General features: G+C 45.7%; 21 protein-coding genes and 1 pseudogene. 18 read left to right on the top strand and 4 right to left on the bottom strand.

Annotation, left to right across the window (positions count from 1 at the left end; genetic code table 11):
- Positions 1 to 18 precede the first annotated feature (18 nt).
- Positions 19 to 696, top strand: a complete 678-nt coding sequence (locus tag KHA84_RS05955) for a GntR family transcriptional regulator (protein ID WP_213422616.1) — start codon at positions 19 to 21, stop codon at positions 694 to 696.
- Positions 697 to 1,456: 760 nt separating this feature from the next.
- Here KHA84_RS05955 and KHA84_RS05960 read toward each other — a convergent pair.
- Positions 1,457 to 2,230, bottom strand: coding sequence for a DUF2935 domain-containing protein (locus tag KHA84_RS05960; protein ID WP_213422617.1), 774 nt, complete (start codon positions 2,228 to 2,230; stop codon positions 1,457 to 1,459).
- A 319-nt stretch (positions 2,231 to 2,549) separates the two neighbouring features.
- On the opposite strand from KHA84_RS05960, the gene KHA84_RS05965 reads away from it, so the two are divergent.
- The gene (locus KHA84_RS05965) at positions 2,550 to 3,026 is read left to right on the top strand and encodes a pyridoxamine 5'-phosphate oxidase family protein (protein ID WP_213422618.1); all 477 of its coding nucleotides are present in this window, start codon (positions 2,550 to 2,552) and stop codon (positions 3,024 to 3,026) included.
- Positions 3,027 to 3,176: 150 nt separating this feature from the next.
- Here the strand turns inward: KHA84_RS05965 and KHA84_RS05970 are convergent.
- Positions 3,177 to 4,360, bottom strand: a pseudogene (locus KHA84_RS05970) (M20 family metallopeptidase).
- Between the two features lie 306 nt (positions 4,361 to 4,666).
- On the opposite strand from KHA84_RS05970, the gene KHA84_RS05975 reads away from it, so the two are divergent.
- The 15 genes from KHA84_RS05975 to KHA84_RS06045 all read left to right on the top strand — a co-directional run bounded on the left by KHA84_RS05975 (position 4,667) and on the right by KHA84_RS06045 (position 19,981).
- Positions 4,667 to 5,191: a hypothetical protein gene (locus tag KHA84_RS05975; protein WP_213422619.1), complete on the top strand. Its 525-nt coding sequence runs from the start codon at positions 4,667 to 4,669 to the stop codon at positions 5,189 to 5,191.
- 105 nt (positions 5,192 to 5,296) lie between these two features.
- Positions 5,297 to 5,596, top strand: coding sequence for an SMI1/KNR4 family protein (locus KHA84_RS05980; protein ID WP_213422620.1), 300 nt, complete (start codon positions 5,297 to 5,299; stop codon positions 5,594 to 5,596).
- Positions 5,597 to 5,961: 365 nt separating this feature from the next.
- Positions 5,962 to 6,636 carry a FadR/GntR family transcriptional regulator gene (locus KHA84_RS05985; RefSeq protein ID WP_213422779.1) on the top strand — a complete coding sequence of 225 codons (675 nt, stop codon included), beginning with the start codon at positions 5,962 to 5,964 and terminating at the stop codon, positions 6,634 to 6,636.
- A complete protein-coding gene (locus tag KHA84_RS05990) occupies positions 6,633 to 7,865 on the top strand; it encodes a CynX/NimT family MFS transporter (protein ID WP_419465586.1) in 1,233 nt (410 codons plus the stop codon). Before KHA84_RS05985 ends, KHA84_RS05990 begins: the two co-directional genes overlap by 4 nt.
- 228 nt (positions 7,866 to 8,093) lie before the next feature.
- Positions 8,094 to 8,630, top strand: coding sequence for a DUF1643 domain-containing protein (locus KHA84_RS05995; RefSeq protein WP_213422622.1), 537 nt, complete (start codon positions 8,094 to 8,096; stop codon positions 8,628 to 8,630).
- Positions 8,631 to 8,772: 142 nt separating this feature from the next.
- Positions 8,773 to 9,972, top strand: a complete 1,200-nt coding sequence (locus KHA84_RS06000) for an iron-containing alcohol dehydrogenase (RefSeq protein ID WP_213422623.1) — start codon at positions 8,773 to 8,775, stop codon at positions 9,970 to 9,972.
- Between the two features lie 245 nt (positions 9,973 to 10,217).
- Positions 10,218 to 11,660, top strand: a complete 1,443-nt coding sequence (locus KHA84_RS06005) for a TcaA NTF2-like domain-containing protein (protein WP_213422624.1) — start codon at positions 10,218 to 10,220, stop codon at positions 11,658 to 11,660.
- 301 nt (positions 11,661 to 11,961) lie between these two features.
- Positions 11,962 to 13,911 (top strand): dynamin family protein, encoded by a 1,950-nt coding sequence (locus tag KHA84_RS06010; RefSeq protein WP_213422625.1) that lies wholly within the window; start codon positions 11,962 to 11,964, stop codon positions 13,909 to 13,911.
- A gap of 15 nt (positions 13,912 to 13,926) precedes the next feature.
- Entirely contained in the window at positions 13,927 to 15,783 is a 1,857-nt protein-coding gene (locus tag KHA84_RS06015) for a dynamin family protein (RefSeq protein WP_213422626.1), read from the top strand.
- Between the two features lie 11 nt (positions 15,784 to 15,794).
- Positions 15,795 to 17,564 carry a dynamin family protein gene (locus KHA84_RS06020; protein WP_213422627.1) on the top strand — a complete coding sequence of 590 codons (1,770 nt, stop codon included), beginning with the start codon at positions 15,795 to 15,797 and terminating at the stop codon, positions 17,562 to 17,564.
- Positions 17,564 to 17,962 carry a hypothetical protein gene (locus KHA84_RS06025; protein ID WP_213422628.1) on the top strand — a complete coding sequence of 133 codons (399 nt, stop codon included), beginning with the start codon at positions 17,564 to 17,566 and terminating at the stop codon, positions 17,960 to 17,962. Before KHA84_RS06020 ends, KHA84_RS06025 begins: the two co-directional genes overlap by 1 nt.
- Before the next feature lie 592 nt (positions 17,963 to 18,554).
- The gene (locus KHA84_RS06030; RefSeq protein WP_213422629.1) at positions 18,555 to 18,932 is read left to right on the top strand and encodes a hypothetical protein; all 378 of its coding nucleotides are present in this window, start codon (positions 18,555 to 18,557) and stop codon (positions 18,930 to 18,932) included.
- Positions 18,933 to 18,948: 16 nt separating this feature from the next.
- Positions 18,949 to 19,299 (top strand): hypothetical protein, encoded by a 351-nt coding sequence (locus KHA84_RS06035; protein WP_213422630.1) that lies wholly within the window; start codon positions 18,949 to 18,951, stop codon positions 19,297 to 19,299.
- Positions 19,300 to 19,325: 26 nt separating this feature from the next.
- Entirely contained in the window at positions 19,326 to 19,679 is a 354-nt protein-coding gene (locus KHA84_RS06040; RefSeq protein WP_213422631.1) for a hypothetical protein, read from the top strand.
- Positions 19,680 to 19,690: 11 nt separating this feature from the next.
- Complete coding sequence (locus KHA84_RS06045) at positions 19,691 to 19,981, top strand: hypothetical protein (protein ID WP_213422632.1); 291 nt, start codon at positions 19,691 to 19,693, stop codon at positions 19,979 to 19,981.
- A 52-nt stretch (positions 19,982 to 20,033) separates the two neighbouring features.
- Here KHA84_RS06045 and KHA84_RS06050 read toward each other — a convergent pair whose 3' ends face one another.
- Together KHA84_RS06050 and KHA84_RS06055 are read right to left on the bottom strand one after the other, a co-directional pair.
- Positions 20,034 to 21,371, bottom strand: coding sequence for an MFS transporter (locus tag KHA84_RS06050; protein WP_213422633.1), 1,338 nt, complete (start codon positions 21,369 to 21,371; stop codon positions 20,034 to 20,036).
- A gap of 35 nt (positions 21,372 to 21,406) precedes the next feature.
- Positions 21,407 to 22,366, bottom strand: a complete 960-nt coding sequence (locus KHA84_RS06055) for an AMP-binding enzyme (protein WP_236823138.1) — start codon at positions 22,364 to 22,366, stop codon at positions 21,407 to 21,409.
- Between the two features lie 128 nt (positions 22,367 to 22,494).
- Between KHA84_RS06055 and KHA84_RS06060 the strand changes: the two genes are divergently transcribed.
- A complete protein-coding gene (locus tag KHA84_RS06060; RefSeq protein ID WP_236823139.1) occupies positions 22,495 to 24,210 on the top strand; it encodes a sigma-54 interaction domain-containing protein in 1,716 nt (571 codons plus the stop codon).
- Positions 24,211 to 24,376: the final 166 nt, after the last annotated feature.

Raw genomic sequence — 24,376 nt, forward strand, 5'->3', positions numbered from 1 at the left:
GAATCGAGGCGAAGATATTTGGAAACCATCAAGCAAAGCGCAACATTGGCAGACCAGGCCTACACGCTGCTCAAGCGGTCCATCGTAAACGGCGAGCTCAAGGACGAGCAGCCTCTACCAGAAGAGACCATTTCAAAAGACCTCGGCATCAGCCGGACCCCTCTTCGGGATGCGCTGAATCGCCTGGCCGCAGAAGGCCTGATCATCCAGAAAAAAGGCCGGCCCGCCATCGTTGCCGGATTCACAAGAGAAAAATCATTGGAATACATGGAAATCCGAAGTGTCCTGGAAATCCACAGCCTGACCAAAGTGGTGGCCCAAGCCGACCCGGGGTTTATCAGAGATCTGCGGAATAACCTCTCCGGCCAGCTGGCGGCGATTGAAAAGGACAACTACCAGGAATTCATCGAACTCGACCGGGACTTCCATATCCTGCTCGCTTCCCCTAACTGCAATCAAGAACTGAAAGACATGATCGAACGAATGAACACCGGCGTCAACCGGGCTTTCCTGATCCTGTCCAGCACCATCCCAAAAAGCGCAAGAGGCGCCTACGAAGAACACGTGGAAATCGTGGACGCCATCGAACAAAAAGACATCCGCCTGGCGGAAAACAAAATGATCGTCCATATGAATAACGTGGAAAAGCGGTTCTTGAACTACTACTTAAATAGCAGTGCTTCGAATGGAAGCTGATGAGTGGAGAATTGAAGAGGCAGGCAGGGGAAACGGAATGTTTTCCCTGCCTGCTTATTTGTGTTGTATGGGAGTGGCGATTCCAAGACGTGGGTGGTTACGATCATTCCCGGATGAATTCTTGCAAGGGGGAGTGCGACCTTCAGGGGTCTGATAACCGAACCCCCAACCGATGAATAAGATGAGGGGAGGTTCAGGAAGGGGGAATGAAGATGACTGGCAATTATGGTCAAAGGTCGAGGAATCATTCTGAGGTGCCGTGGCATGTGGGTCCGGATTTTTCAATTCCATATGGATCCGCAGAACGGGGTCAAAGCTCGATGTATGACGAACATCCGGCACTGTTTGGCCAAGATCAATTCAGGGACAATATGGGTCCTGTCTACGCTGTTCCGTCGTTTCCGTGGCAGCATGGGGGCGGTCACGGGGCAGGAGGCGGGCAGTGGCCACCCTTTGGGCACTATCCTCAAATGCCAATGCCGATACCGATGCCGATGCCGGGATGCATGCGCTGCGGGTATTCCCCATGGATGGGGCAGGGCTACTGATACTGATCGAACCGTGAAAATGAAAACCACCTGCTGCCAGGTGGTTTTGTTTTAATCATTCTGATCGATTTTAGTTGCGGAGCATTGATCTGCCATGGGGCATTGATCGCAATTCCGAAGTGTTTGATGCCTGTCTTTATCGTGTACTGGCTTGGCGAGTTGAGAGGAAGGCAGGGCACTTGTTGGTTTCTCGGAAGCCGATTTCACCAAAGTCATGTGATTCGCTCTTCCTCGAGATTCCTCCACAGATGATGCGCTTCCCGGGCGATGTGTTCCAGCAGATCAGGCGGCGACGTGGTGACGGCGGCGCATGTTTTGACGAGATCGTCCAGCTCCAGTTTGAACTCCTCGAGGCTCTTCGCCTCTTTAATGATCATGTTCTTGAATTGCGTCAGGACAGGCAAGGTTTCATTTCTCGGGGTCCGGATCATGGTCTGCAGGGCCGTTGCCTGCATTTGCAGACGCTCAAACTTCTGCATCATCTCCGTCACCCTGAAATTCAGCTCGTAATTCGACACATCCAAGTAATGGCGGATATAGCCCAGGTGATCGGCCATTTGCCGGATCCAGAACACGCATTCATGGATGATGGCATCCGACGGGGAAATCTGGGCACCGCTTTCTATTAATTTATAAACCCTCTGGGACTCCTCAGATTCCCTGACCATGTGATCCAAGAGGGAAACGGGCGTGGAAATGATGACCTCGCAATGCAGCGACTTATCCATCGTGTACGCAAGCAGACTATGGAACTCCTTCGTCGCATGGCGGGCCTCGTCAATCAACTTGCCCACATCGCCCTGCTTCTTGACCGCCTTTTCATAGACTTTCCCCAAACGCTGGATATTGTTCAGGTTCGCACGGGCCAACTCCGTCTCATAATGACTGATCTCGCGGTCAAAAAACCGCCCGTGATCATAATCATTCTGAATCCAAAACGCGATGATCCCGTACGCATCCCGTTCATAACGATCCGTATACCCCAAGTACCTGGCTCCTTCCTTTCCGGTTATGGCACGCCTTATGGATTGTATTCATTTGATGGATGGACTATGTCGGTTTAAAAATCGCTTTATGGTGTGAATGGTTACCTACGGATGGCGGGTGGTTACGAACCGAGACTGAATGGTTACCCGGGACTGCATTTCCGTGGGCGGAGCGATGAATATGGAATGAAGGTTGAAAAAACATCGGGGCGGAGGAGCGAATTCCCACCAGGGGGGGGGTAGCTGAATTCCTACCAATCTTGAATAACCAATTACTAGAAAGGGTAATCTACCTCTATAACACAAATGAGGTGATCCAATGAAACAAGAAGAAATGGAAACGCTCAGAGATCTGATCAAGAACGTCGACACCGCGATGCTGACGACCGTATCCGATGAGGGGCTCGTCTCCCGTCCGATGAAAACACAGGAAGTCGAATTCGACGGCGACCTCTGGTTCTTCACCAAAAAAGAAACCGACAAATACAAAGAAATCCTCCACAACAAAGACGTCAACGTCGCCTACGCCGGCAAATCCTACGTCTCCGTCCGGGGGCGCGCCGAAATCGTCGAAGACATGGCCAAGAAAAAGGAGCTCTGGAGCAAAGCCTACGAGAAAATCATGCAAACCACCTACGACAACCCCGACGTCATCCTGATCAAAGTAAAAGCCGAAGCCGCCGAATACTGGGAGAGTGGGAGCCTGATCAAGAACATTGCGTTTATGTATAAACGAATGACAGGTAAAGATGCGGAGTCTGCGGAGATTAATGAGACGTTGGAGCTGGATAAGTAATCGTTGAAATGGACTGTCCTTTATGGGCGGTCCATTTTTTGATTAAGACGAATGAGCGGCGAGTGATTACCTCAGAAGAGCGAGTGGTTACGGGCGCCTAAGGAATAGGAAAAAGCAGCCGGTCGGGCTGCTTTTGTCCAGTATCTTCATTCAATCAAAGCTATACTCGCAAACCACATGTGCCACGGATTTGGCGGATACGAGCAGGGCGTCTTCATCAATGTCGAACTTCGGGTGATGGTTCAGGTAGGGCTTGTCCACGCCTTTTGGTTTGCATCCGATGATGTAAAACGTGCCCGGGATCTTTTGGGTGTAGTAAGCGAAATCCTCGGAACCGGAGTTAATCGGAATTTCCTTGACAGCCTCAATTACCGGGTCGTCGGCCTGTTCCAAAATGGACACGACTTTGGCGGTGACGGCAGGGTCATTGTAGAGCGGCGGATAATCCGGGACGTAGTTGAGCTCGCATTCAACCCCGAACTCTTCCTCGATTCCTCTTGTGATCCGGTGGATTTCCTCCGAGATGACTTTTTGTGTGTCTTCATTCATATAGCGGACGTCGCCTTCGAGTTCGACGCTGTCTTTGATGACGTTAAACGAACCTTTCCCATCAAACGAGCCGATGGTGACAACGCCCATTTCGAACGGATTCAACCGGCGGCTGACGATCGTCTGGATGGCCGTGATGAAATAGGCGCCCGCAACGATCGAGTCGTTGGATTGGTGGGATAGGATCCGTGGCCCCCCTTGCCTTTGATCACAAGCTTAAAGTACGTCCTGCCGGCCATCGAAAAGCCGGCTCGGTAGCCGATTGCGCCGGTCGGGGGGGCGGGCATCAGGTGGGTCCCGAACACGACATCCAAGTCATCCAGAACGCCGGATTCGACAATGCTTTTTGCGCCGCCCGGCGGTGTTTCTTCCGCGTGCTGATGGATGATCTTGATGGTTCCGCTGATTGAGTCTTTCATCTGGATGAGGCAGTCGGCCAATACGAGCATGTAAGCCGTGTGCCCGTCATGCCCGCATGCGTGCATGACGCCCGGATTTTTGGATTTGAACGGAACATCGGTCTCTTCGTTGATCGGGAGCGCATCAAAGTCGGCACGCAACCCAATCGTCTTGCCTTCTTTTCCGCCCTTGATCGTCACGATGATGCCATAGCCATTTCCGACTTTCGTCTGGACCTCGACATCCTTGCCTTTGTAAAATGCCTCGATGTAGGCTGCGGTCTTCTCTTCCTTAAAGGACAACTCAGGGTTTTCATGGAGATGCCTCCGGATCTGAATCATTTCCTCTTTCCGGTCTTCCAGCATGGACAGCAACCGTCGCTTCAGCGTCTGACTTTCGTTGGATGTATTCGAAGTCGTCAATTTTCTCCCGCCCTTTCCGATTTTGCCTTCTTTAATAGTATACATGTTTCGAGTATTCTGAATATAAAGAGGTGTGTTTGAGGGGAGTGGGGAACCGGGACAAGGTTAGCGAAGAGGCCGAAGGCGATTCCGCTCATGCCCATATAACTCAACCCAAAAGGCAAGGCACAAAAGTGAAAGTATCAATGAAAGATGTTTTTGTTCAATCTGGTTTCAATCTTCTATACTAGTATGAGGAAGAAAATAGATGAAATCTAGGAGTGTAGAAGAATGAAAAAACGTGTTTTACAAATTATCTCAGCGATTTTCGCTGCGCATTTCGCGTTCCGGGGATTTTACAAGTTATTGGCTTATGATAACGGAGAATATAGCGACAAAGCTGTTAACGCATATGTAGGTGGTGATGCATACAACTACATTATTAATGGGACTCATGCTACAGCTTATTTCACGTTAGCCGGGGCTTTCCTCATCACAACAGTCCTTTTGGAAGTTGTATATTTATTAAGAAATATGAGGGAGGAAAGGTCAGTCGTGAAAGATATGGAGCTTGACAATACGATTGAACAACCCTTGGGTGAAAAAGAAGGATCTCTACCTCTTTCCAAACGAGGACTTACAAAGTACCAGGCAGAGGTGCTGATAGATACAAAAGGTCGAACAATAAAAAGGCTAACTGAGAGCCTAAATAGCACTATTGAAGATGATCAGTTAGTTGAAGTCCAAACTCAAATAGAAAATTTAAAAAAGGAACAACTTGAGCTGCAGCAATACATAGGAACCTTGAAGAAGTAAGGTACAACTGTAGCAAATTCTTCATGAGTATTAACGATCATTAAGAGTATCTCAGGTCGAAGTGAAAGGGTCATGCTAAGCATTAACACGAGACAGGGGTATGTAATGTATTTAGAAGAAGAACTGAGTAACTTCATAAAATGCCATGCGGTCCATACCGACATCACAGGGGGCATTCCCGATTCCCGAATTACCGAAATCGAAGCAGCTTTGCATGTAAAGCTTCCGGATAGTTATAGGTGGTTTCTGAGGAACTATGGTTTCGGTGGGATTTTCGGTGTAGATATCCTGGGAGCGGGGAAACAGGCGGTTCCGAATGTGGTCAGAAAAACAGAAAGGTTAAGGAAAATGGTGAACCTGAAGATGAGGAGTTCTATTACTGCTTGGACACCATGGATTTTGTGAATGGCGAATGTCCCGTGGTTTCTAGGGACCGGACGGTCGGATTTAACGGCAAACGGGCACAGAGCTTGATGAATTTCTGGAGGAGAGCTTTAGGGAAGCTAACGAGGAGTGGAAGAAAAGGTTAGAGGGGAGCGCACTAAGTTTGCTATGGTCGAGAAAACAGCCTGATTGGCTGTTTTTTCTTTTTAGAATCTGCCGACGGTAACCACTCATCTCCAAAAGGTAAACACTCAGCTTGGAGACAGATGATCATGCTCCCAAGCAACGTCCGAATCCATTCTTTTACACTCTCCCCCACCCTATGCTACGATTAAGTCATCCAATCATCCTACAAATTATATGAGGTGAATCTATTGGCGGAGTCGATGAAAGTGGGCAGGTCGTCGTTGGTGGATCAGGTGGCTGGCCGGATGGAGGCGCTGATTGATGCGGGGGAGTGGCCGGTCGGAGAGCGGATTCCGACGGAGATGGAGTTGGCGGATCAGTTTGAGGTGAGCCGCAATACACTGAGGGAGGCGATCCGGGCGCTTGTCCATGCGGGGCTGCTGCAGACACGGCAGGGGAGCGGGACATATGTGAGTTCTTCAAGCGTGCTGGAAGCGGCGATCCGCAAGCGGGTGGGCCGCGCAGATGTGCTGGATACGCTGGAGGTGCGGCATGCGCTGGAGCGGGAGGCCGCACTGCTCGCTGCGGTGCGGCGGAATGCGGACAATCTGGAAGAGCTGCGGTCGGCGCTGGACGATTGCCGGGCGGCGATAAAAGCGGGGGACGGGCAGGCGTACCTGACCGCGGACCTCGCACTTCACCGCGCGGTCGTCCGGGCATCGCATAATGCGGTGCTGATTGACCTGTATGGCCATCTGACCGATCCGCTCGAGTCGTCGATGCGGAAGATCCTTGATGCGTCCGCCGGAGGAAGCGACGCGATCCATAGCCACGAGGCGCTGGTGGAGGCGATCGCCGGTCAGGATCCGGAGCGGGCAATGGAAGCTGTCCATACGTACATTGCCGAATTTAAAGACACATTATTGAATGAATAAAGGTGAAAAACATGCGATTCCAACAACAAGAGCTTTTACAACAAGATGAATCGAAAGTGAAAATGATCGGGAGCCTGGAGCTTCTATTGGTCTTCCTGGCCATCATTAGTGTCGGGGCAAACCTGCGGGCGCCGCTGACGTCGGTCGGTCCGCTCGTCGGGGAAATCCGGTCGAGCCTCGGAATATCCGGCTTTGCCGCCGGTTTCCTGACGACGCTGCCGCTCCTGGCGTTCGCGCTGCTGTCTCCATTTGTACCAAAGCTGTCCCGCCGGTTCGGCATGGAATCGGTTCTTTTCTTTGCGTCCGTCCTGATCACGGCTGGGATTTTCCTCCGGATGACGGGCAGCGTCCGGCTGCTGTTTGCCGGCACGCTGTTGATCGGTTTCGGCATTGCATTCGGCAACGTCCTCATCCCGGGGCTGATCAAATCAAGATTCCCGATGCACCTCGGCGTCATGACCGGCATCTACGCGGTATCCATGAACCTGTGTGCCGCGATCGCGTCCGGCCTCAGTGTCCCCGTGTCCGAGAAACTCGGCTGGAGCGGGTCGCTCGGCTACTGGGGATTCATCTCGCTTGTCGCGATTTTCGTACTGCTTCCCCAAGTGAGGCGGAGCGGAAACAAGCCGGCCGGAAAGGAAAGCGGCCAGAAAGCGGTGAACCTGTGGAAATCCGGCCTTGCCTGGAACATCACCGTCTTCATGGGGCTGCAATCCCTGATTTTCTATACAATCGTCGCGTGGCTTCCTGAAATCCTGGCAGAGCGTGGCGTGGAGGCCGGAGCTGCCGGGTGGCTGCTGTCGCTCATGCAATTTGCCCTCATTCCGTTCACCTTCATCATTCCGATCATCGCCGGCAGAATGAAAAACCAGATCCCGCTCGTGATCGCCACCGGCGCGCTGTTTATCGGCGGGATACTCGGCATCCTCATGGGCACATCGTCACTGACGCTGCTTTGGGTCATCATGATCGGCATCGGCGGCGGAACCGCCTTCAGCCTCGCCATGATGTTCTTCAGCCTCCGCACGAAAAACCCGCAAGAAGCAGCGGAACTCTCCGGCATGGCCCAGTCCTTCGGCTACCTGCTTGCAGCCACCGGACCCGCCCTGTTCGGCATCCTGCACGACGCCACCCACAGCTGGACACTGCCGCTCTGGATGCTTCTGGCGGTCTCGGTGATTATTCTATTGACAGGCATCGTTTCAGGAAGGGACACTCAGGTGAAATAAATGATCCGTACTCTCGAGGGAGAGTGCGGATCTTTTTGGTAGAGGGAAGTTGCAGGGTGGTGCACTGCCATTGCGGGATCTCTCCTTCGGTGCGGTTTTATTGTGCAGGGGTGAGTGGTTACCAAATGGATGCGAGTGATTACCACCGGATAATCAATTTGGGGTCCAAGGTAATAATGATGTACGATTGACTTACTATAGAAAGAAACGAAAAAGGGGAGATGTGAAATGGCCGTTCAGGAACAAAATCTGATGGTCGTACATGGCCAGTGGGATAACGGAAAAAGAACCACCCAGGCGATCTTTGACCCATCCGAAAAACACCGCTACCGCCTGAGTGTCAGTTGGGAAGAGAACCTGCCGTCGTGCCTGTATATCATGCTAAATCCGAGTACGGCAGATGCAATAAAACCTGATCCGACGCTTAGAAAGTGCGTGGGATTTGCTGAGCGGAATGGATTTGGGTCACTGGAAGTCCTGAACCTCTATTCATACAGGGCAACCAAGCCCGCCGACCTTTGGAAGTCAGGTGAATTGAGGCATCCCGATAACGACATCCATCTGAAAGAAGCAATCTCCGGTGCAGACAAAATTATCGTCTCGTGGGGAATTCATGGCAGACGAAACCGCAGGTACCAAGACATCCTTGAATACATCCAAGAAGCCGGTAAAGTACCCTATTGCTTAGGGAAAACCAAATGTGGAATGCCAAGGCATCCGCTGATGCTCGCTTATGCGACACAGCTTATTGAATACATCTACTAATAGGTTTTAATTCTCTTAAAAGCAGTTGCCGGCTGCTTTTTTGTGTTAATAAAGTATAGAAAATAAACAATCAATCGACTAATCGGGATTTCGCGGGCTACGCTTTTACTAGAACACCGTTAACACAAAAGGGGGAATTGAGATGAAGGCAAGCAAGGAATTCCTTACACCGCCGTCCATCGTCTATTTGCAGGGGGCGTTTCAGCAGGTCGGCAAGCAAGCGCTGAACTTGAAGGGGAAGAAGGCGATGATTATCAGTGATGCCATCATGGACAAGCTCGGGTATGTCAATGAATGCCGGAAGCTGCTTAAAGATGACGGAATTGAAAGCGCTGTCTATCTGGGGGTTGCATCGGAACCGACTGATGAGTTTGTGGCCGAGGCGTTGCGCATTTCGGGGGAGGAGCGTTGCGACCTGATCATCTCGCTGGGGGGCGGGAGCTGCATCGATACGGCGAAGGCGGTGTCGATTCTGGCGACGAACGGGGGCTATATCGGGGATTACATGGGCGGCCGGAAAATGGCCATCCAGCTGCCGGTGCCGCATATCGCCATTCCGACCACTGCCGGAACAGGAGCCGAAGCGACGGACGCGACTGTCATTACCAACACCACGACCCAGGTGAAGATGATGATCAAGCAGCCGGCGCTCATGCCGGAGGCCGCGATTGTCGATCCGTTGCTAACGCTCTCCACGCCGGCGAATGTGACTGCCGCAACTGGCGTCGATGCGCTCAGCCACGCCGTCGAGGCATACATCTCCAGGAAAGCCCATCCGATGACGGACATGCTGGCCCTTTCCGCCATCCGGCTGATCGCGGCCAATCTCCAGCGGGCTTATGACAATTCGGAAGACCTTGAAGCAAAAGAAGCCATGTCACTCGGGGCGCTTCAGGCGGGCATGGCCTTTTCGAACGCCTCCGTCTGCCTGGTCCACGGCATGTCCCGCCCGATCGGCGCACTGTTCCACGTCCCGCACGGCTTCTCCAATGCGATGTTGCTGCCGGCAGTCCTGGAATACAGCAAAGATACCTGCGTGGAGCGGCTGGCGGACATCGGCCGGATCTTCTCGCCGGACGAAGAAATGACCGATGAAGAAGCAGCAGAACGAACGGTTCAATCGGTGAAGAAACTCTGCCACTCACTAAACATCCCGAACCTGAAAGAATGGGGCATCGATGAGCAGGAATTCATGAACGCCAGAGAAAAAATGGCCAAAGAAGCCCTGGACAGCGGCAGCCCTGCGAACAATCCGAAGGTGCCTACAAGTGAGAAGATTATTGAGCTTTATCATGTCTGCTATGACTACCAAGCACAGAGAAAAGTTAATCAGGGAGTGTAAGAAAAGCAGCCGAATCGGCTGCTTTTCTTTATTTTCAAAAGGAATTACTCATTTCAGCAAGTTTTGCGGAATTACTACCAAATTACAGTTAAAATTCTCTTTGAATTAAACAATAATGGAAATATGACATTGACTTGGAACAATATAGTTATATAAACTTTACTTATGAGTGATTTGTGACTATTTAATCAGTCTAAATATACTATTTACTTATGGATTGTATTTGGAAAGGAAGAAACTGGTGAATGGAGCGAGTTTGTGAGGAATGCCATCATAATTTAAAAGAATTTCAAGCATTATGTCCAGAATGTGGAACGCCGATTCCCGAGTTTGGTAAGAAACTTAACACGAGAACATTAGGCGCAGATAGGCAGCCCCTATCACTGAAAATAAAAGTATTGATTTCCCTTACATCAGTTTTTGTGTTATCTGCTATAGGCTTTCATTTAGTACTAAATTGGTTGACTAATGAGTCGTGGCAGATAAATAGGATTTATAACGCTATCGTAGCGGAGGATGTGGAGGCACTTTTTGAAGAGCTAGTCATCAATGATCAGATTTATAACAAAACAGGATTTGTAGAAGGTTTACAATCATCAGCCGATATTGAATTCTATAATACGCTAGAAGAGGTAGCAAAAAGGGTGAGAAAAACCGGGCTTACTGAAAGTGTCTATGACAATACGGGAGTTGAAGTCTTTCGTATAAGCTGTGATAGCATATATTATATATACTCGAAACTTTCCATGGAGCCTATTGGTAAGAAAGTCATAGTTGACACTGACTTAACTAACGCATCCATAGAGTTTGCAGGTGAACAATTCCAATTGCTAGGAAAGCCCTTTGTAATTGGCAGTGCACTTCCAGGTGAATATCAGATAAGACTCAAAGGATCTAGTCCCTATCATACATCTGAGGGAGATATTACAATCCATTGGCAAGACTTCGAAGATGATGAAATTACATTACCCATAGATTCGTCATCGTATGAGGTTGACTTTGTTAAAGGCTTTGAAGAAGATGTACTAAGTGTAGCGGGCAAGTCCACAGGAAAAACGATTCAGGAAATAGGAAAGTTGAATCCGGTGTTTGAAGAAAGCCTTAAATTAACAGCATTGCGTAAAATGAAGGACGGATCAATAGAAGAATCTTATCAAGTTGAAGCTTACCCTGGGAAAAAAATTTCTTTCACATACCCTTTCTTAGAGAATCAGAAAGAAAGAGAAAAAAGAGAGAGGGAAGAACAAAAAAAGAAAGAAAAAAAAGAACGAATTGAGACCGAGAAAGAGATCCAACAAAAGAAAGACGCTGAGAAAATAAATCTTGCATCCGAGAGTTACTTTAAATTTCGTAATTCCTATGAAGATGCACTCAATTATCAAGATTTCAATCGAATCTACCACACGCTAGCAGAGGGAAGCCCAGCCTTCAGTGAATTAGAAAAGGTTATAAGAGAGGAAACTCATTACCTCTATGAATATGAATTCGTGTCTAATACTGTGAGTGAAGGGGTTGTAGAGGGCGATGCTATCCGCCTTTCTGTCAGAGAAATATTCAACTTTATAAATGAAAGCGGTGAAGTAATCACTTATGACCGTTTAAAGGAGTATGTCATGAAAGAAGTAGAACCTAAGGTTTATAAATTGTGGGAAGTTGATATTTTAGATACCGGTAAAAGCAAATCATAATCTATATCGCCTTCTTGATTTCTAGGGGAAATAGGGATTTATTGTACTTTTTATTGATTCGAAGGGAGGATTATCGCTCTGTGTCAAGCAACATATGTCCAAGATGTTTAAAGTCAATATCTTTAACGAATGTTCTGTGTAGACCATGTAAAACCATCCTGCTAATAAAAAAAACAACTAATCAAGTATTTGGAGCATTTGTATCCCTTCAGATGTTAATTCTATTGGTATCTGCATCAGCCATTACGATGTTTATTTATTTTTTGCTTTTTCGGTTTGAGTAAGAATGGAGTGAGTTTCAATGTTAGTTAACTCTGTCCTTGGAGACACAACAGACAATCGATTAGATAATACTTTCATTTCTGATTTTATTTCTGAACTTTCGAAATCATTAAAAGGACTCCCAGGAATGGATTCCGACATTCTAGAACTAAGGAAAATTGAGGAGCAACTCAATTGCCCTTTGGAAATACTGATTGCGGGAGAATTTAAAGCGGGAAAGTCGACATTTATTAACGCTTTATTAGGAAAAAAAGTGTTGAAAAGTGATGTGCTTCCGGCAACTGCAGTCATTACAAAGATTAAATATGGTCCGAATGTTAAAGTATGTGCGTTTAGTAATCTAGGTGATTTTACAGAACTTCAAATCGAGTCTCTGCACAATTTAACTGCTGAAGGAGATAGCCGGTATAAATCTTTACGTTCAAACCTAAGTCATGTTGAAGTGGAGCTTCCTATTGAGTGGTTAAAGGAAGTTACATTAATCGATAGTCCAGGTTTTAATTCTCAGTATGAGGAACATACAAAGACGGTAAAAAGAGATTTGATTTCTGCAGATATTGTTTTTTGGATTTTTCATGCAAACAATATAGGAACAAGTACTGAAATCGATCAGTTGAGTTTACTACGAGAAACACAAATACCAGTTATCGGTATAGTAAATGCAATTGACCGACTCGTCTTAGACGATGAAGATGAAACTTTAGAGCAAATTGTTAATGATAATTTTTTACGCTTCAGCTCCTACCTCAAAGAGATGGTAGGGGTTTCATCTCTTGAAGCACTCGAAGGAAAATTAATAAATGATCATGAATTAATTCATTTTAGTGAATGGAACAAAATTGATTTAATTATAAAGAAGTTAACAGAAAATCAAAAGGTGAAAAATTCAATTTTGATTCAAAGGCTTTTTGCTATTTCCGAGAGAGTTCAAAAAAAATTATCCTCAAATTTCACTGAGTTAAAAGGAATCTATACTTTTAATTCAATAGAACATTATATATACAAAATAGATCAATTTAGGAAAAGACATAAAGAAGTGCAGCAACAATTTATTGAATTAAAAGAATACAACCAAAGAAAAATTAAAAAAATAGAGTCATTATTACTGGAAGAGATTTATTACCATAAATATTGGATTGAAATAAGAGAACTAGGTGATAACTTAAATTATACAAAGCGGTTAAATAGGAAAGTCGATATGTTAAAGAAAAACGAGGAAATAATAAATCAAGATTATTTAAGTATAAGCGAAGCCATTAGTAGGTGGAGGGGAAGGGAATTAACCATAAATATGTTAAATGGTTACTTCCAAATAAGTTCTATCCCATTGGCATTAGAGAAGAAGAGACTTAATAACATGCTATTTGAATTCAATAAAAGAAAAAAAGAAGTAGTAGAGTTCCAAAACACGTTGGACTTAGAGATTAAGGATCATTTTATAACTGTATTCAATGTTTACAAAGAAGGCCAAATGAAAAAAGCGAAAAATATTTCGGAAAGAAAAAATAGTGTAAACAAAGAAGCTATGACGTTTATTAATAAAACAGTCAGGGTCGAACCTCTATCGAATTTAGTTAATACTATTTCATCAATGGAATTGATAGTGAAATACAATGAAAAGTTCAGTACGTATGCCAACTGTGTAAAGAATGAGATTAACACGTTAGAATTGCCTTTCTTAGTTCCTTCTTTCGGGAAAGATTTAAGGGATCAAGGTTACATTAATCGAGTGAAGATGGTAATGCAGGCTTTAAACAATACAGAATTTGATGTAATTGATGAAGGGGCATTAAGTAATCGATTAGAAATCAAGCATCAAGACATCTTATTAACATACCCTGTTACTGAAAATAAACATGATATTTTAGATTACCACCCTAAGACAGCAAGAATATTGAAAAGCACCTTCGCTACCGGTGCTCTTTCAGTAGCACTACTAATCCTTTTGATTATTCAATTATCTACTTAAGGAAGTGCACTTCCAATGGAATTGAAGGAATACACCAAAAGAAAATCCTCTTTATTAGAAGTATTGAGATCTATCAAACACTCAACAAAAGAGTTGGGTCTTATTCAAACCATGAAAAAGATAAATGTCATGGAAGAGGAAGTACAACATAGTAAATTCAATATAGTCGTTGTAGGAGAATTTAGCAGGGGGAAATCAACTTTTATAAATGCAATTATGGGGGAGAAGGTATTGCCATCAAAAGCAATGCCAACTACTGCTACATTAAATTTACTTTCATTCGGTGAGGATAAAAATGTAACTGTCCACTTTAAGGACGGTACCAAAGAAATAATTGATGTTGAGGACTTCAAAAAATACAATGCTCCAAAAGAACCCCTTCCAGGCGACGAGATTTCTTTGCGGCAATACGAAGAGAAAATGAAGGAAATTAGCAGCATTGATTACGCTCAAATCTCTTATCCAGTTGATTACCTAAAAAATGGAGTTTGCATCATTGATACTCCTGGCACCAACGACTTAGATCCCGCTCGCGAAGCTCTGACCAATTCTATAATCCCAACTTCCGACATTGCGATTTTGCTTCTTTCAAGCGTTAAAATATTGTCTGAATCCGAAATGAGCCTCTTGAAAAATCGCTTGTTGGAAAATGATATTCAAAAGGTATTCCTTGTAATTAATTTTAAAGACCAGCTTAAAACAGAAGAGGAACAAAGAAAGGTTATTGAATACACAAATGAAAATGTAAAAGATATATTCGGAGAGCCAAAGATTTATTTAGTGTCTGCACTAGAGGCATTGAGGGCTAAAAGAAGGGCATCTGGTGTAGACATTAAAGACCGAAGAGGACGACCACTTACTCCCTGGACGCTCGAAGAAAGTGGTTTTCACGATTTGGAGCAAGATATTGAAGCGTTTATTGAAGAGAATGCAGGACATACTAGAATTGATAAATTTAAATCTAGATTGAGTAAACTAATAGAAAATGAAATATTTTCCGACATCAATATGGAGCAATACTCTTTAGAAAACACCCAAGTGAATATACAAAATGAAATAAAAGAAATTAAAAAAGAACTCAATAAATTAGAAGCTACGAAGAAAAAAGTCATTATAAACATAAAATCAAAAATTGAAATTCTTATTTCAGAACTGGTCAATGAGTTTGAAACAGGCATTAAATCTGATCAAGACATTTTGCTTAAGTCTCTTTATTATCAACAGTCCAAAGATCAAATTATTCGTCAAGCAGAAGACATTATAGCAAAACAGGACAAGAATAGGCATTTAGAGTACGAAAAAAAATTTCAACAACAGATTAATGTAATTATCGAAGAAGAATTGTCTGCCTTTTTAAGCAAGAAATCTAAAATTAACTATTCAATATTAAATTTAGGCGCTGAGCAAAATACAAAGGAACATCTAACTGTTGATTTCAATGTGAGAAAAACAATTGCTGATGAATTCTATGAAATCTCAAGCACTCTGACTAAATCGAATGAATTCAGTAATAAAGTGATAGGCGCAGTGGCTTTTGCCGCAGGAGTCTTTGCTGAGATAGGGGAGGGAATTGTTAAAGCATTTGTGGGATACAAAGAATACACATGGATAGATGAATTCAATAACTCAATTGAAAAGAAATATAGATCGAGGAAAAAGCAATATGAGAAGCAATTGAAAGAAAGTATTAAACAGTTTGAAGATACGGTTAAAGTATTTTTAGAAAACGAAATTGAGCAAAGCAATTTTAGGGTTGAAAAGCAAATATCAATTAAAAACTTAAGTCACCACCAAGTAAAAATACGGAAAGAATTTATAGAAAATAAAAAAAATGAAATCCTTAGTTGTTATGAAACATTAGAAGAATTATAAGGGGTGAAGGTATGAGTATACTAGATGAAAAAGTCGAGAGTCGGATAGAAAATCTCTATAAGCTACTTGATGGGTTCGAAATTCCCGGAAAGGTTCAATCTAAACTTGAGGATCTAAAAGAAGATATTCAAAAAGATCAAGTTTCAGTTGTGGTTGTAGGAGAGTTCAAAAACGGCAAATCGACTTTAATCAATTCTCTTATTGGTGAGGAAGTTATGCCTAGTGATGTCACCCCAACAACAGCCGTGTTAACCACTATTAAAAATTCTACCCGAAATAAGATGATAATCCACCGGCAAGACGGAATGAGAGACAGTGAGGTGTTCAATGATAAACGCCTTTTGGAATTTACTGTAGGGGGTCAGGAAAGCACAGAATTAATAACAGCTATTCATTTAGAGAAAGAAACACCATATCTAGAATCAAATATATTATTGGTAGACACACCTGGTTTAAATGATTTAAGCAGTCACAGAGCAGAAGTCAGCCATGGTTTTATTCCACGGGCTGATATCTTAATCCTTGTAGTCGCGCTAAACTATAGCATTAAAAAAACGGAGTTTGAATTTATTCAGCATAATATTGCTCCTCTAGGTCATAAAAAAGTTTTGGTCGTCGCCAACTTCCAAGATTTGTTGGAGAGTGAAGAAGAATTTGAGGAGGCATTTGAAACAACAAGAGTACGTTTACAAAATGCGTTTGGAAATGAAAATGCATTTGACTTAATTCCTCTATCAGCCAAGGATGCTCTGTATGGACAATTGCATGGAGAGGCTGACCTGGTGGATTATTCTGGCCTCAGCGAATTAAAAGAATGGATTAAAACAAACATTAAGGAAAATGAAATGGGTAAGAGGCGAGAGCTTGTATATAGGAGACGCTTTGAACAGACTCTGTTTATGTTAAATGATTACATTGATGCTCAATTAGCAACCTTGGAAGAGTCCATTGAAACCATTAAAGTAAATCGTAGTCAATTGGTGGCATGGAAACAAAATTACTCAATCGTGCTTAAGGATTTGGAACAATATATTTTAGACAGGGAAAATGAAATATATCTGTTAATCAATAAGTCTCTTTCTACATTTGTAGAGGACTTGCGAACGGATATTTATCATACGATTGAAATGTATAATGGAAACGATTTGGATAACTTTGCAAATAAACAAATACCAAAAACAATTGAAAGACGATTTGCAGAGTGGATTCGAAACTATCAAGATTCTATTATTCAATTATTGGCAAAAGTGGAAAGAGAGGTCGCCAAGGGTCTTCTTTTAGTTTTTGAACAACAGGTTAATCTTCCATTGGTTCATGAAAAATTCAATGTGGCTGCCCAAGTTGGTGGGACTGAAATAAAAGCTTCTAATACTACAATTAGAGCAGGGGCTTTAGTGGGAGGAGCATCTACAATTGCTTTATTGGTTGGGGCTCCTTTATTCATGCCAGTCCTTGGGTTGGTTGCCATGCCGTTTTTAACAAAAAAAATGAATGAGAATCAGTTGAATCAACTAAAACCTCATCTTTTTGAAGCCTCCGAGACGAGGATACATGAAGGACATCAACAATTAAAAGAAGCTTTAGAAGCATACATCAACCGAGAGCTTGTTCAAATTTCTAGCGAAATGAATAATAAATTCAATGATATTCTGACTGAGCGAGAGTATATTCTTGAGAGGACTCTATGGAAACAAACAGAGGATTCTGCAGACATAGACAAGCGAAAAGAAGAGTTGCATATTGTCAGGGAAAAAATAAAACCAGTAGTGGAGGTATTGTGATGGATAACTTCTTTCAGGAACTGCTTGAGAATGTTGAAGAACTGCAGGAAAGTCTGACCAACAATACTAAGTATGAGCCGAAACTTCCTGAATTAACACCAGAATACACAGGAAATGGAGACTCGATCGGCAATATTATCGAACACCTACAGTATAAAGATCCGCTAGTATATGCCTCATCTGTGCAGTTTGAAAGTTTCTCGCCTGGAAGTGAAACCCACTTTGTTAAGCCACACTATGTAAATGGTTATGTAAAAGCTGATGGCACTGTCGTAAATGGTTATTTCCGAGATGGAGATGGAAATTCGCTAACGAATTTGTCTGTACATGAAGGCGGAGGCTATACACGGAGTAATCCTGACGGAAATCCATTTAACAACTTAAATAGGGAGTTCTAATAATTGTGTTCGATCTCACAAAGCCTACTAAATGCAACTTTTGTAAAGAACCAATCCAATCGGAAGAAGAACTATGTCAGCGTTGTTTCCGGAAAAGGTGGGAGGTACCAAACTTTTCCCAGACATTCTCTTTCTCTTCTCTGGTTATGACTCTTATTATACTAGAACTTGTGTTGTTGAATTTATTTGTTTTTTTTGAGAAACTCGCTCAATATTAAGTAGAAGCGTTAAAAAGCAGCCAAACTAGGTTGCTTTTTCGCTTGTTACTAATTCAATTGTTTTCTTTCCTTAAAGTGTAAGTAAAAGATCGAATTTTGTAAATGAAGAGGCGGGTGAAGAGCGAGATTTTATTCTGCACTTTAGTGAAAAGTGGAATTGGATTGCAGGAAGCACGCTCAACCCATAGCTCATCAAAACCATCAAACGTCCAGGTCCAGTCCGGTCCATCGATAACCTGCAACTTCCCCTGAAGGGAGTTAATTCTGCAAGTTTGAGAAAATGAGGAGAAGGTACAAATCATTTATGTAGAAGGGGAAGGTTGATGTCACCCGCGCGTTTAAAGTGAATAGACTATGAGAAGTTACCAGATATAATGCCTACCGCTGAGTTAACCAAGTTATTTCGGAATGTTCTTGACATATATCACCGGGAAGCATTTGGGCAAATTGAACTCTTGGAAATCCTATACGAATTGGCAAACAGACAAGCGATGACTTACGAAATATTGGCACCCGAGATTAAAACTGAAATTGATAGCGAACTTTCCAGACTGTGGAATACAGAATCCTATGATCAAGTTGATGCAATCTTGTCTATTGTCCTCACGTTAGGACTTGAAAGCAGTTTTAATAAAATCAAGAAATCGTTGGATGAGGACCAAATGTCTTCAGAAATTAGACTGGAAATTGAGCAGGCAATCATAGAGGCTGGAGACGACATTTCAGATCTTTATCGGGGAATGAAGGAGTGAAAGGACTGACCGCGAATTGAGCACAACTTACTACGACGGATTTGAGGGCGAACCCGAACTCGTATTAAGAGACAATCACAGAGCAATGGTTTTTTGGAATGGCTATTTCGTCACCATCCTTAATTCCATCCTAAAAACAGAAGTTGAAAAGGGAGGAATGCCCGAAGTGTATTCCAGACAGGAAGGCTGGTACGACGAACCATGGCCTATTGAGGATATCCCGCTAACCATTAATCAACTTAGGGCATTTGATTTGGATAAAGCTGAAGGGACGGAAACTTTAATGGAAGTCTTACCTGAACTCATCGAGGACATAATCAAATTTCTTGAGAATGCAGAAGGACAGGTATTCATAGAGTACGACTGACTTGCCGTGGGCCAGGGGGGACTTGAATGATCAATACGAAGTATTACGATGGATTCGAAGGTGAGCATAAAATCGTTTTAAGAGACGGAGAAAATAGGGTGAGTATCTGGGATGGCTACTTTGATACGATCATGGATGCTCTCCTAAAAGGAAATCCTGAAAAGAAGGGGATTATACGAGAGTATTTTTATCGTGAGGGCTGGTATGACGATCCTTGGAGAATTGAAGATATTCCGCTAACCATAAAACAGTTGGAGGCATTCGATATCAACCATGCTGAAGGAACCGAAAACATGAAAAAAGTAGCTCCTGAGCTGCTTCAGGACATCATCCTGTTTCTCAAGAGTGCAGAAGGACAAGTATTCATCGAGTACGATTGACTTGTTGAAGGTTGAGGGGGACTGACATTTGGGACGGTTATTTTGATACCATCATGGACGTCCTCTTTAGCATCGGAATCGAAAAGGAAGGCATTGTTAAGGATTACTTTTATCTGGAGGGCTGGTATGATGAACCCCATCCGATTGAGGACATCCCATTAACCATTCAGCAGTTAAAGGCATTCGACGTAGAGAAATCTGATCGGATGGAAAGTTTAAAACAAGTGGCGGTTGAATTGGTTGAGGATATAATCAAGTTTCTTGAACGGGCGGACGGTGAAGTGATTATTGAGCGGGTTTAAAGTAAATAGCTCAAAAAGAAAAGCAGCCGCCCCGGCTGCTTTTCCTCATTCCTCAATAATTCAACTGTTTCCCGGAAGGCGTGACCTTCAATTCAGGTTCCTCAAGATCCCCAAGTTCCGCATGCTCCTCATACTGTGTGAATGTGCGTGTATCCGGCGAGAAGATGGACAGGACCAGGGAAATCAGGAGTCCGCCGATCATGAAGCCGCCGAACAGGTACGGAGCGGCGCCAAACCGGTCGCCCATGGTGGCCCAGAGCATCGGTCCGAAGCCGACGATGGCGGCGGCCACCTGGTAGCCGAGCGAGAGTCCGGTGTAGCGGACGTTGGCCGGGAACAGTTCGGAGAAGAACGTTCCCTGTGTAGCGAAAATCGATGCCCATACGACGCCGAGCAGAAGGATCTGCATCGTGAAGAACCAGCCGGTGCCCGCAGGGACTGCCAGGAAGTACGGGAACGCCAGTACAATCATGGCGACGAGTCCTGCGATGTAGATCGTTTTACGACCGATAAAGTCGGAGACATAGCCGACGATCGGAATCGTGATGACCATCGTGGCGCAGCTGAGTGTCAGGGCCATTAGAGCTTGGTCACGGGAATACCCGACATAGGTGGTCGCGTAGACGAGGATGAATGACATCAGGAAGACATTGAAGAATCCGTCGCCGAGTTTTAGGCCGATCACACGGAACAGGTCCTTTTTGTTGTTGCGGAACAGGTCGGCCACCGGAATTTTCGCGATCTGGCCGGATTCTTTTTTCTTCTGGAATTCCGGTGTTTCTTCGATGGTGCTCCGGATCCAGATGGCGAGAACGATCAGGACGGCACTAAAGAGGAACGGAATCCGCCATCCCCAGGCCATGAATTGCGCTTCTGTGGTAAACGCACTAATGGCCGTGAAGCTGAACGTTCCGAGAACGAGTCCGATCGGTACACCTAATTGAGGGATGGAACCGAACAGGCCACGGAGCCCTTTGCGCGCCGATTCTGTTGCGAGTAGAACGGCGCCGCCCCATTCTCCGCCGAGGGACACACCCTGGATGAGGCGCAGGATGACTAGGAGGGCGGGGGCGAGCACGCCGACCTGGGCATAAGTCGGGAGGAGTCCGATCAAGAAGGAACTTCCGCCCATCCCGATCAGGGTCAGCATGAGGGAAGCTTTCCGCCCGATCCTGTCTCCGATGTGTCCAAAGATGATGCTCCCGATCGGTCGCGCCGCGTATCCGGCACCGAATGTCGCGAAGGCGATCAGGATGGAGATGGCCGGGTCATGGTTGGGGAAGAACAGGGTCGAGAACACGAGGGCGGTCGCCGTCCCGTACAGATAGAAGTCGTACCATTCAATGACAGAACCCGAGAGGCTGGCCAGCAGGACTTTTCCTTTTTTCATATACTCGCCTTCTTCCTTTTAAATAGTGTGTATCCTCAAGTGAGGACGGATTGGCGGATCAGGTGCTTCTGGATTTTCCCGACGGCGGTTCTCGGGAAGTCTTCTACCACATCGATGGTGTCCGGCACTTTGAAGTTGGCGAGACGTTCCCGGCAGTAGTCCAGCAGTTCTTCGGAAGTGGCGGTCGCACCGTCGTGCAAGATGACAAACGCCTTGATGGCTTCATCCTTAATCGGGTCCGGAACGCCGACGACCACGGCTTCATAGACGGCTTCGTGATCGGTCAGTACGCTTTCCACCTCGCCCGCCGCGACGTTCTCGCCGGAGCGCTTGATCATATCCTTCAGGCGGTCGACAAAGTAGAAGCGGCCGTCTTCCCCGAGCCGGGCGTTGTCGCCGGTCAACAACCAGCCGTTCTGGACGGTGGCGGCAGTGGCTTCGGGATTCTTGAAATAGCCTTTCATGATGGTCCGTCCAGGGATACCTTTCACTGCAATCTGTCCGGTTTGTCCAGCAGGAACCTCGTTGCCTTCCTCGTCGATCAGTTTCACTTCATATCCTAGAGTCGGACGCCCGATGCTCAGGTTGTTGGGCGTTCCGTGCGGCTGATTCATCAGCGGGATCCCGACGGTTTCGGTCATGCCGTACAGCTGATACAGGAGGGTGTTGAACTGATCCTCGAACTGGTCGAGCTCCTGCTGTCCGACCGACTGGGCAAACAAGATGAGGCGGAGCGGGTTGTCCCGGTCTGCCGGGTCATACTCCTTGGACAAGATCATGCGGATCGGAGCCGCGAACAGGGAGCCGACCGTCCCGCCGAGCGCCTTGGCCTGCTTAAAGTAGCGGGAAGCGCTGAACCGCTCGGTGAGCGCGATGCTTCCGCCCGCCATCAGTTCTCCCCGCTCGATTGCTTCCGTGATCATCCCCCTGACAATCCTGTACAGGCTCCGTTCGGAGTTGGCGAAGAAGTTTTCGTCGGTGGAGGGCATCGACATCCAGCGCCTCACCTGGCAAATCACCCAACCAAACCAAAAAAGCCGGAGTCCCTCCATGATAGGGTTTCCGGCTTTCAGTTTACCCTCTGCCCTGTAACAGAATCTGCTATCATATATCAGGAGAATCATTGGCTGTTTCATCACAACAAAGTTGTTGGGGTGAACCATGCATTGTCAAAGGGGTGGAGAACGTGGTTGGGGAACGGCACACAACGGAGGCTGTAGTAGACGAACTTTATCAGTCGGCACCGATTGGTGTAGTCATCATGGATAATCAGGGCAAGATCCAAGTCTTGAATGATTATGCCCGAACCAGGCTGTCGGAAGAAGGACTAGCGGAAGGCCATCATCTTCTGAGCCGTCTGGAAAGGGTGGAATCGACAAGTGCCTTAAATGTGTATAAATTCAGCATGGAACAAGAGCCTGTTATTGGGTGGTTGTTCAACCAGGGGGGCGGCCATTGTTTTCTTTTCCATTCGGAATCCGAATTGGAACAATTGCTTTACGGTGTAGATGCGTACCGGAATATGATGCTGGATTTCAAGGCCATCTTTGATCATTCGTATGACGTCATCTATGTCGCTGATGGCCGAGGGAAGACCCTCCGGGTAAGTGCGGCCTGTGAACGCCTTTGGGGCTATAAAGAGAGTGAGCTGGTCGGAAAGACTGTGTATCAATTGGAGGCAGAAGGGGTTTACAGACCATCGGTTACCCGCGAAGTGCTAGAGCGCGAAGAAAAGGTCTCGCTTGTCCAGACGACGAAAACCGGTCGGCGTCTGCTGGTAGTGGGAACCCCAATTAAGGACGACAACGGCAACATTCTGCGCGTGGTCAATGCTTCGCGGGATGTGACGGAGCTGAAAGAACTGGAGAACGAGATTGATCTGCTCAAGCAGATGATGGAAGGTTTCCGGCAGGAAATTGAGCAGCTCCGTGAGAATGAGGGGTTGGAACGCCGCCTGGTCGCGAGAAGCGCAGGAATGAATCGCGTCGTGAACTTCGCCAAGCGGGTAGCCAAAGTTGACTCGCCTATTCTTCTTCTGGGCGAGTCGGGTGTCGGGAAAGAAGAGATTGCAACGTTGATCCATCATTGGAGCAACCGGAGTGAGGGGCCGTTTCTGGTCGTCAGCTGTGAAACGGTCTCCTCTGATCTTCTTGAGAAGGAACTGTTCGGCACTGCTGATCAGCACGGTCTGATTGATCTGGCGAACTCAGGGACCCTTTTTCTTGAGCGGGTCGATCAGATGCCGCTCTCGGTCCAGGCAAAGTTGGTCCGAGTTCTCCAGAGAGAGAATAAAGCGGAAGGCAGAGCGAAGGTCCGGATCATTGCAACAGCGACCGAGGAGTTATCGGAAAAATTGGAGCAGCGTCTTTTTAGGGAGGATTTTTACTACTATCTCAATGTCGTTCCGATCAGAGTCCCACCTTTGCGTGAACGAAAAGAAGATATTATCCCGCTTGTCCTTCATTCAATGAAAGAACTGAACTTGATCTACCATGAGGAACGCAAAATTCATCCAAGCGCCTTAAAGCGTCTGGAGGGCTATGAATGGCCAGGGAATGTCCAGGAATTGAGGAATATTATCGAGCGGATGTATGTCACCTCCGAAGGGGAATGGATCGGAAATGACGCCTTGCCCGATTACTTGTCTCAGAGGGATAAAGATGCGATGCCGGTGCAAGTCAACGGAATAATGCCGCTCAAAGAGGCTGTTCAGGCAGTGGAGAGGGAATTGCTCACCATGGCAAAGGAGAAGTATGCCTCCACTACGCAAATCGCCAACGCCCTCCAAATTGATCAATCCACAGTTAGCAGGAAGCTGAAACGATATGGAAATTCATAAGTATGCTAAAGTGCAAAATGGTTATGCGTTTATGCATAACCAAAAAGCAACCGAGCGGAAACCTCATATCCCACGGTTGCTTTTTTATTGGATCTTCAAAGCGCTCAGACACGTGATGCATTTTTGCATAAGAGAATGAAACGGCCCCGATTGTAGGCGATTTACA

The sequence above is a fragment of the Bhargavaea massiliensis genome (assembly GCF_018390575.1).
Classification (GTDB): Bacteria; Bacillota; Bacilli; order Bacillales_A; family Planococcaceae; genus Bhargavaea; species Bhargavaea massiliensis.

What these genes read in the sequence shown, in the direction of transcription:
- KHA84_RS05985 (WP_213422779.1), top strand. Translation starts at nt 5,962, where the DNA reads ATGAAAGTGGGCAGGTCGTCGTTGGTGGATCAGGTGGCTGGCCGGATG.
- KHA84_RS06000 (WP_213422623.1), top strand. Translation starts at nt 8,773, where the DNA reads ATGAAGGCAAGCAAGGAATTCCTTACACCGCCGTCCATCGTCTATTTG.
- KHA84_RS06010 (WP_213422625.1), top strand. Translation starts at nt 11,962, where the DNA reads ATGTTAGTTAACTCTGTCCTTGGAGACACAACAGACAATCGATTAGAT.
- KHA84_RS05980 (WP_213422620.1), top strand. Translation starts at nt 5,297, where the DNA reads ATGTATTTAGAAGAAGAACTGAGTAACTTCATAAAATGCCATGCGGTC.
- KHA84_RS06015 (WP_213422626.1), top strand. Translation starts at nt 13,927, where the DNA reads ATGGAATTGAAGGAATACACCAAAAGAAAATCCTCTTTATTAGAAGTA.
- KHA84_RS06055 (WP_236823138.1), bottom strand. Translation starts at nt 22,366, where the DNA reads ATGTCGATGCCCTCCACCGACGAAAACTTCTTCGCCAACTCCGAACGG.
- KHA84_RS06050 (WP_213422633.1), bottom strand. Translation starts at nt 21,371, where the DNA reads ATGAAAAAAGGAAAAGTCCTGCTGGCCAGCCTCTCGGGTTCTGTCATT.
- KHA84_RS05975 (WP_213422619.1), top strand. Translation starts at nt 4,667, where the DNA reads ATGAAAAAACGTGTTTTACAAATTATCTCAGCGATTTTCGCTGCGCAT.
- KHA84_RS06030 (WP_213422629.1), top strand. Translation starts at nt 18,555, where the DNA reads ATGCCTACCGCTGAGTTAACCAAGTTATTTCGGAATGTTCTTGACATA.
- KHA84_RS06040 (WP_213422631.1), top strand. Translation starts at nt 19,326, where the DNA reads ATGATCAATACGAAGTATTACGATGGATTCGAAGGTGAGCATAAAATC.
- KHA84_RS05995 (WP_213422622.1), top strand. Translation starts at nt 8,094, where the DNA reads ATGGCCGTTCAGGAACAAAATCTGATGGTCGTACATGGCCAGTGGGAT.
- KHA84_RS06020 (WP_213422627.1), top strand. Translation starts at nt 15,795, where the DNA reads ATGAGTATACTAGATGAAAAAGTCGAGAGTCGGATAGAAAATCTCTAT.
- KHA84_RS06025 (WP_213422628.1), top strand. Translation starts at nt 17,564, where the DNA reads ATGGATAACTTCTTTCAGGAACTGCTTGAGAATGTTGAAGAACTGCAG.
- KHA84_RS05965 (WP_213422618.1), top strand. Translation starts at nt 2,550, where the DNA reads ATGAAACAAGAAGAAATGGAAACGCTCAGAGATCTGATCAAGAACGTC.
- KHA84_RS06005 (WP_213422624.1), top strand. Translation starts at nt 10,218, where the DNA reads ATGGAGCGAGTTTGTGAGGAATGCCATCATAATTTAAAAGAATTTCAA.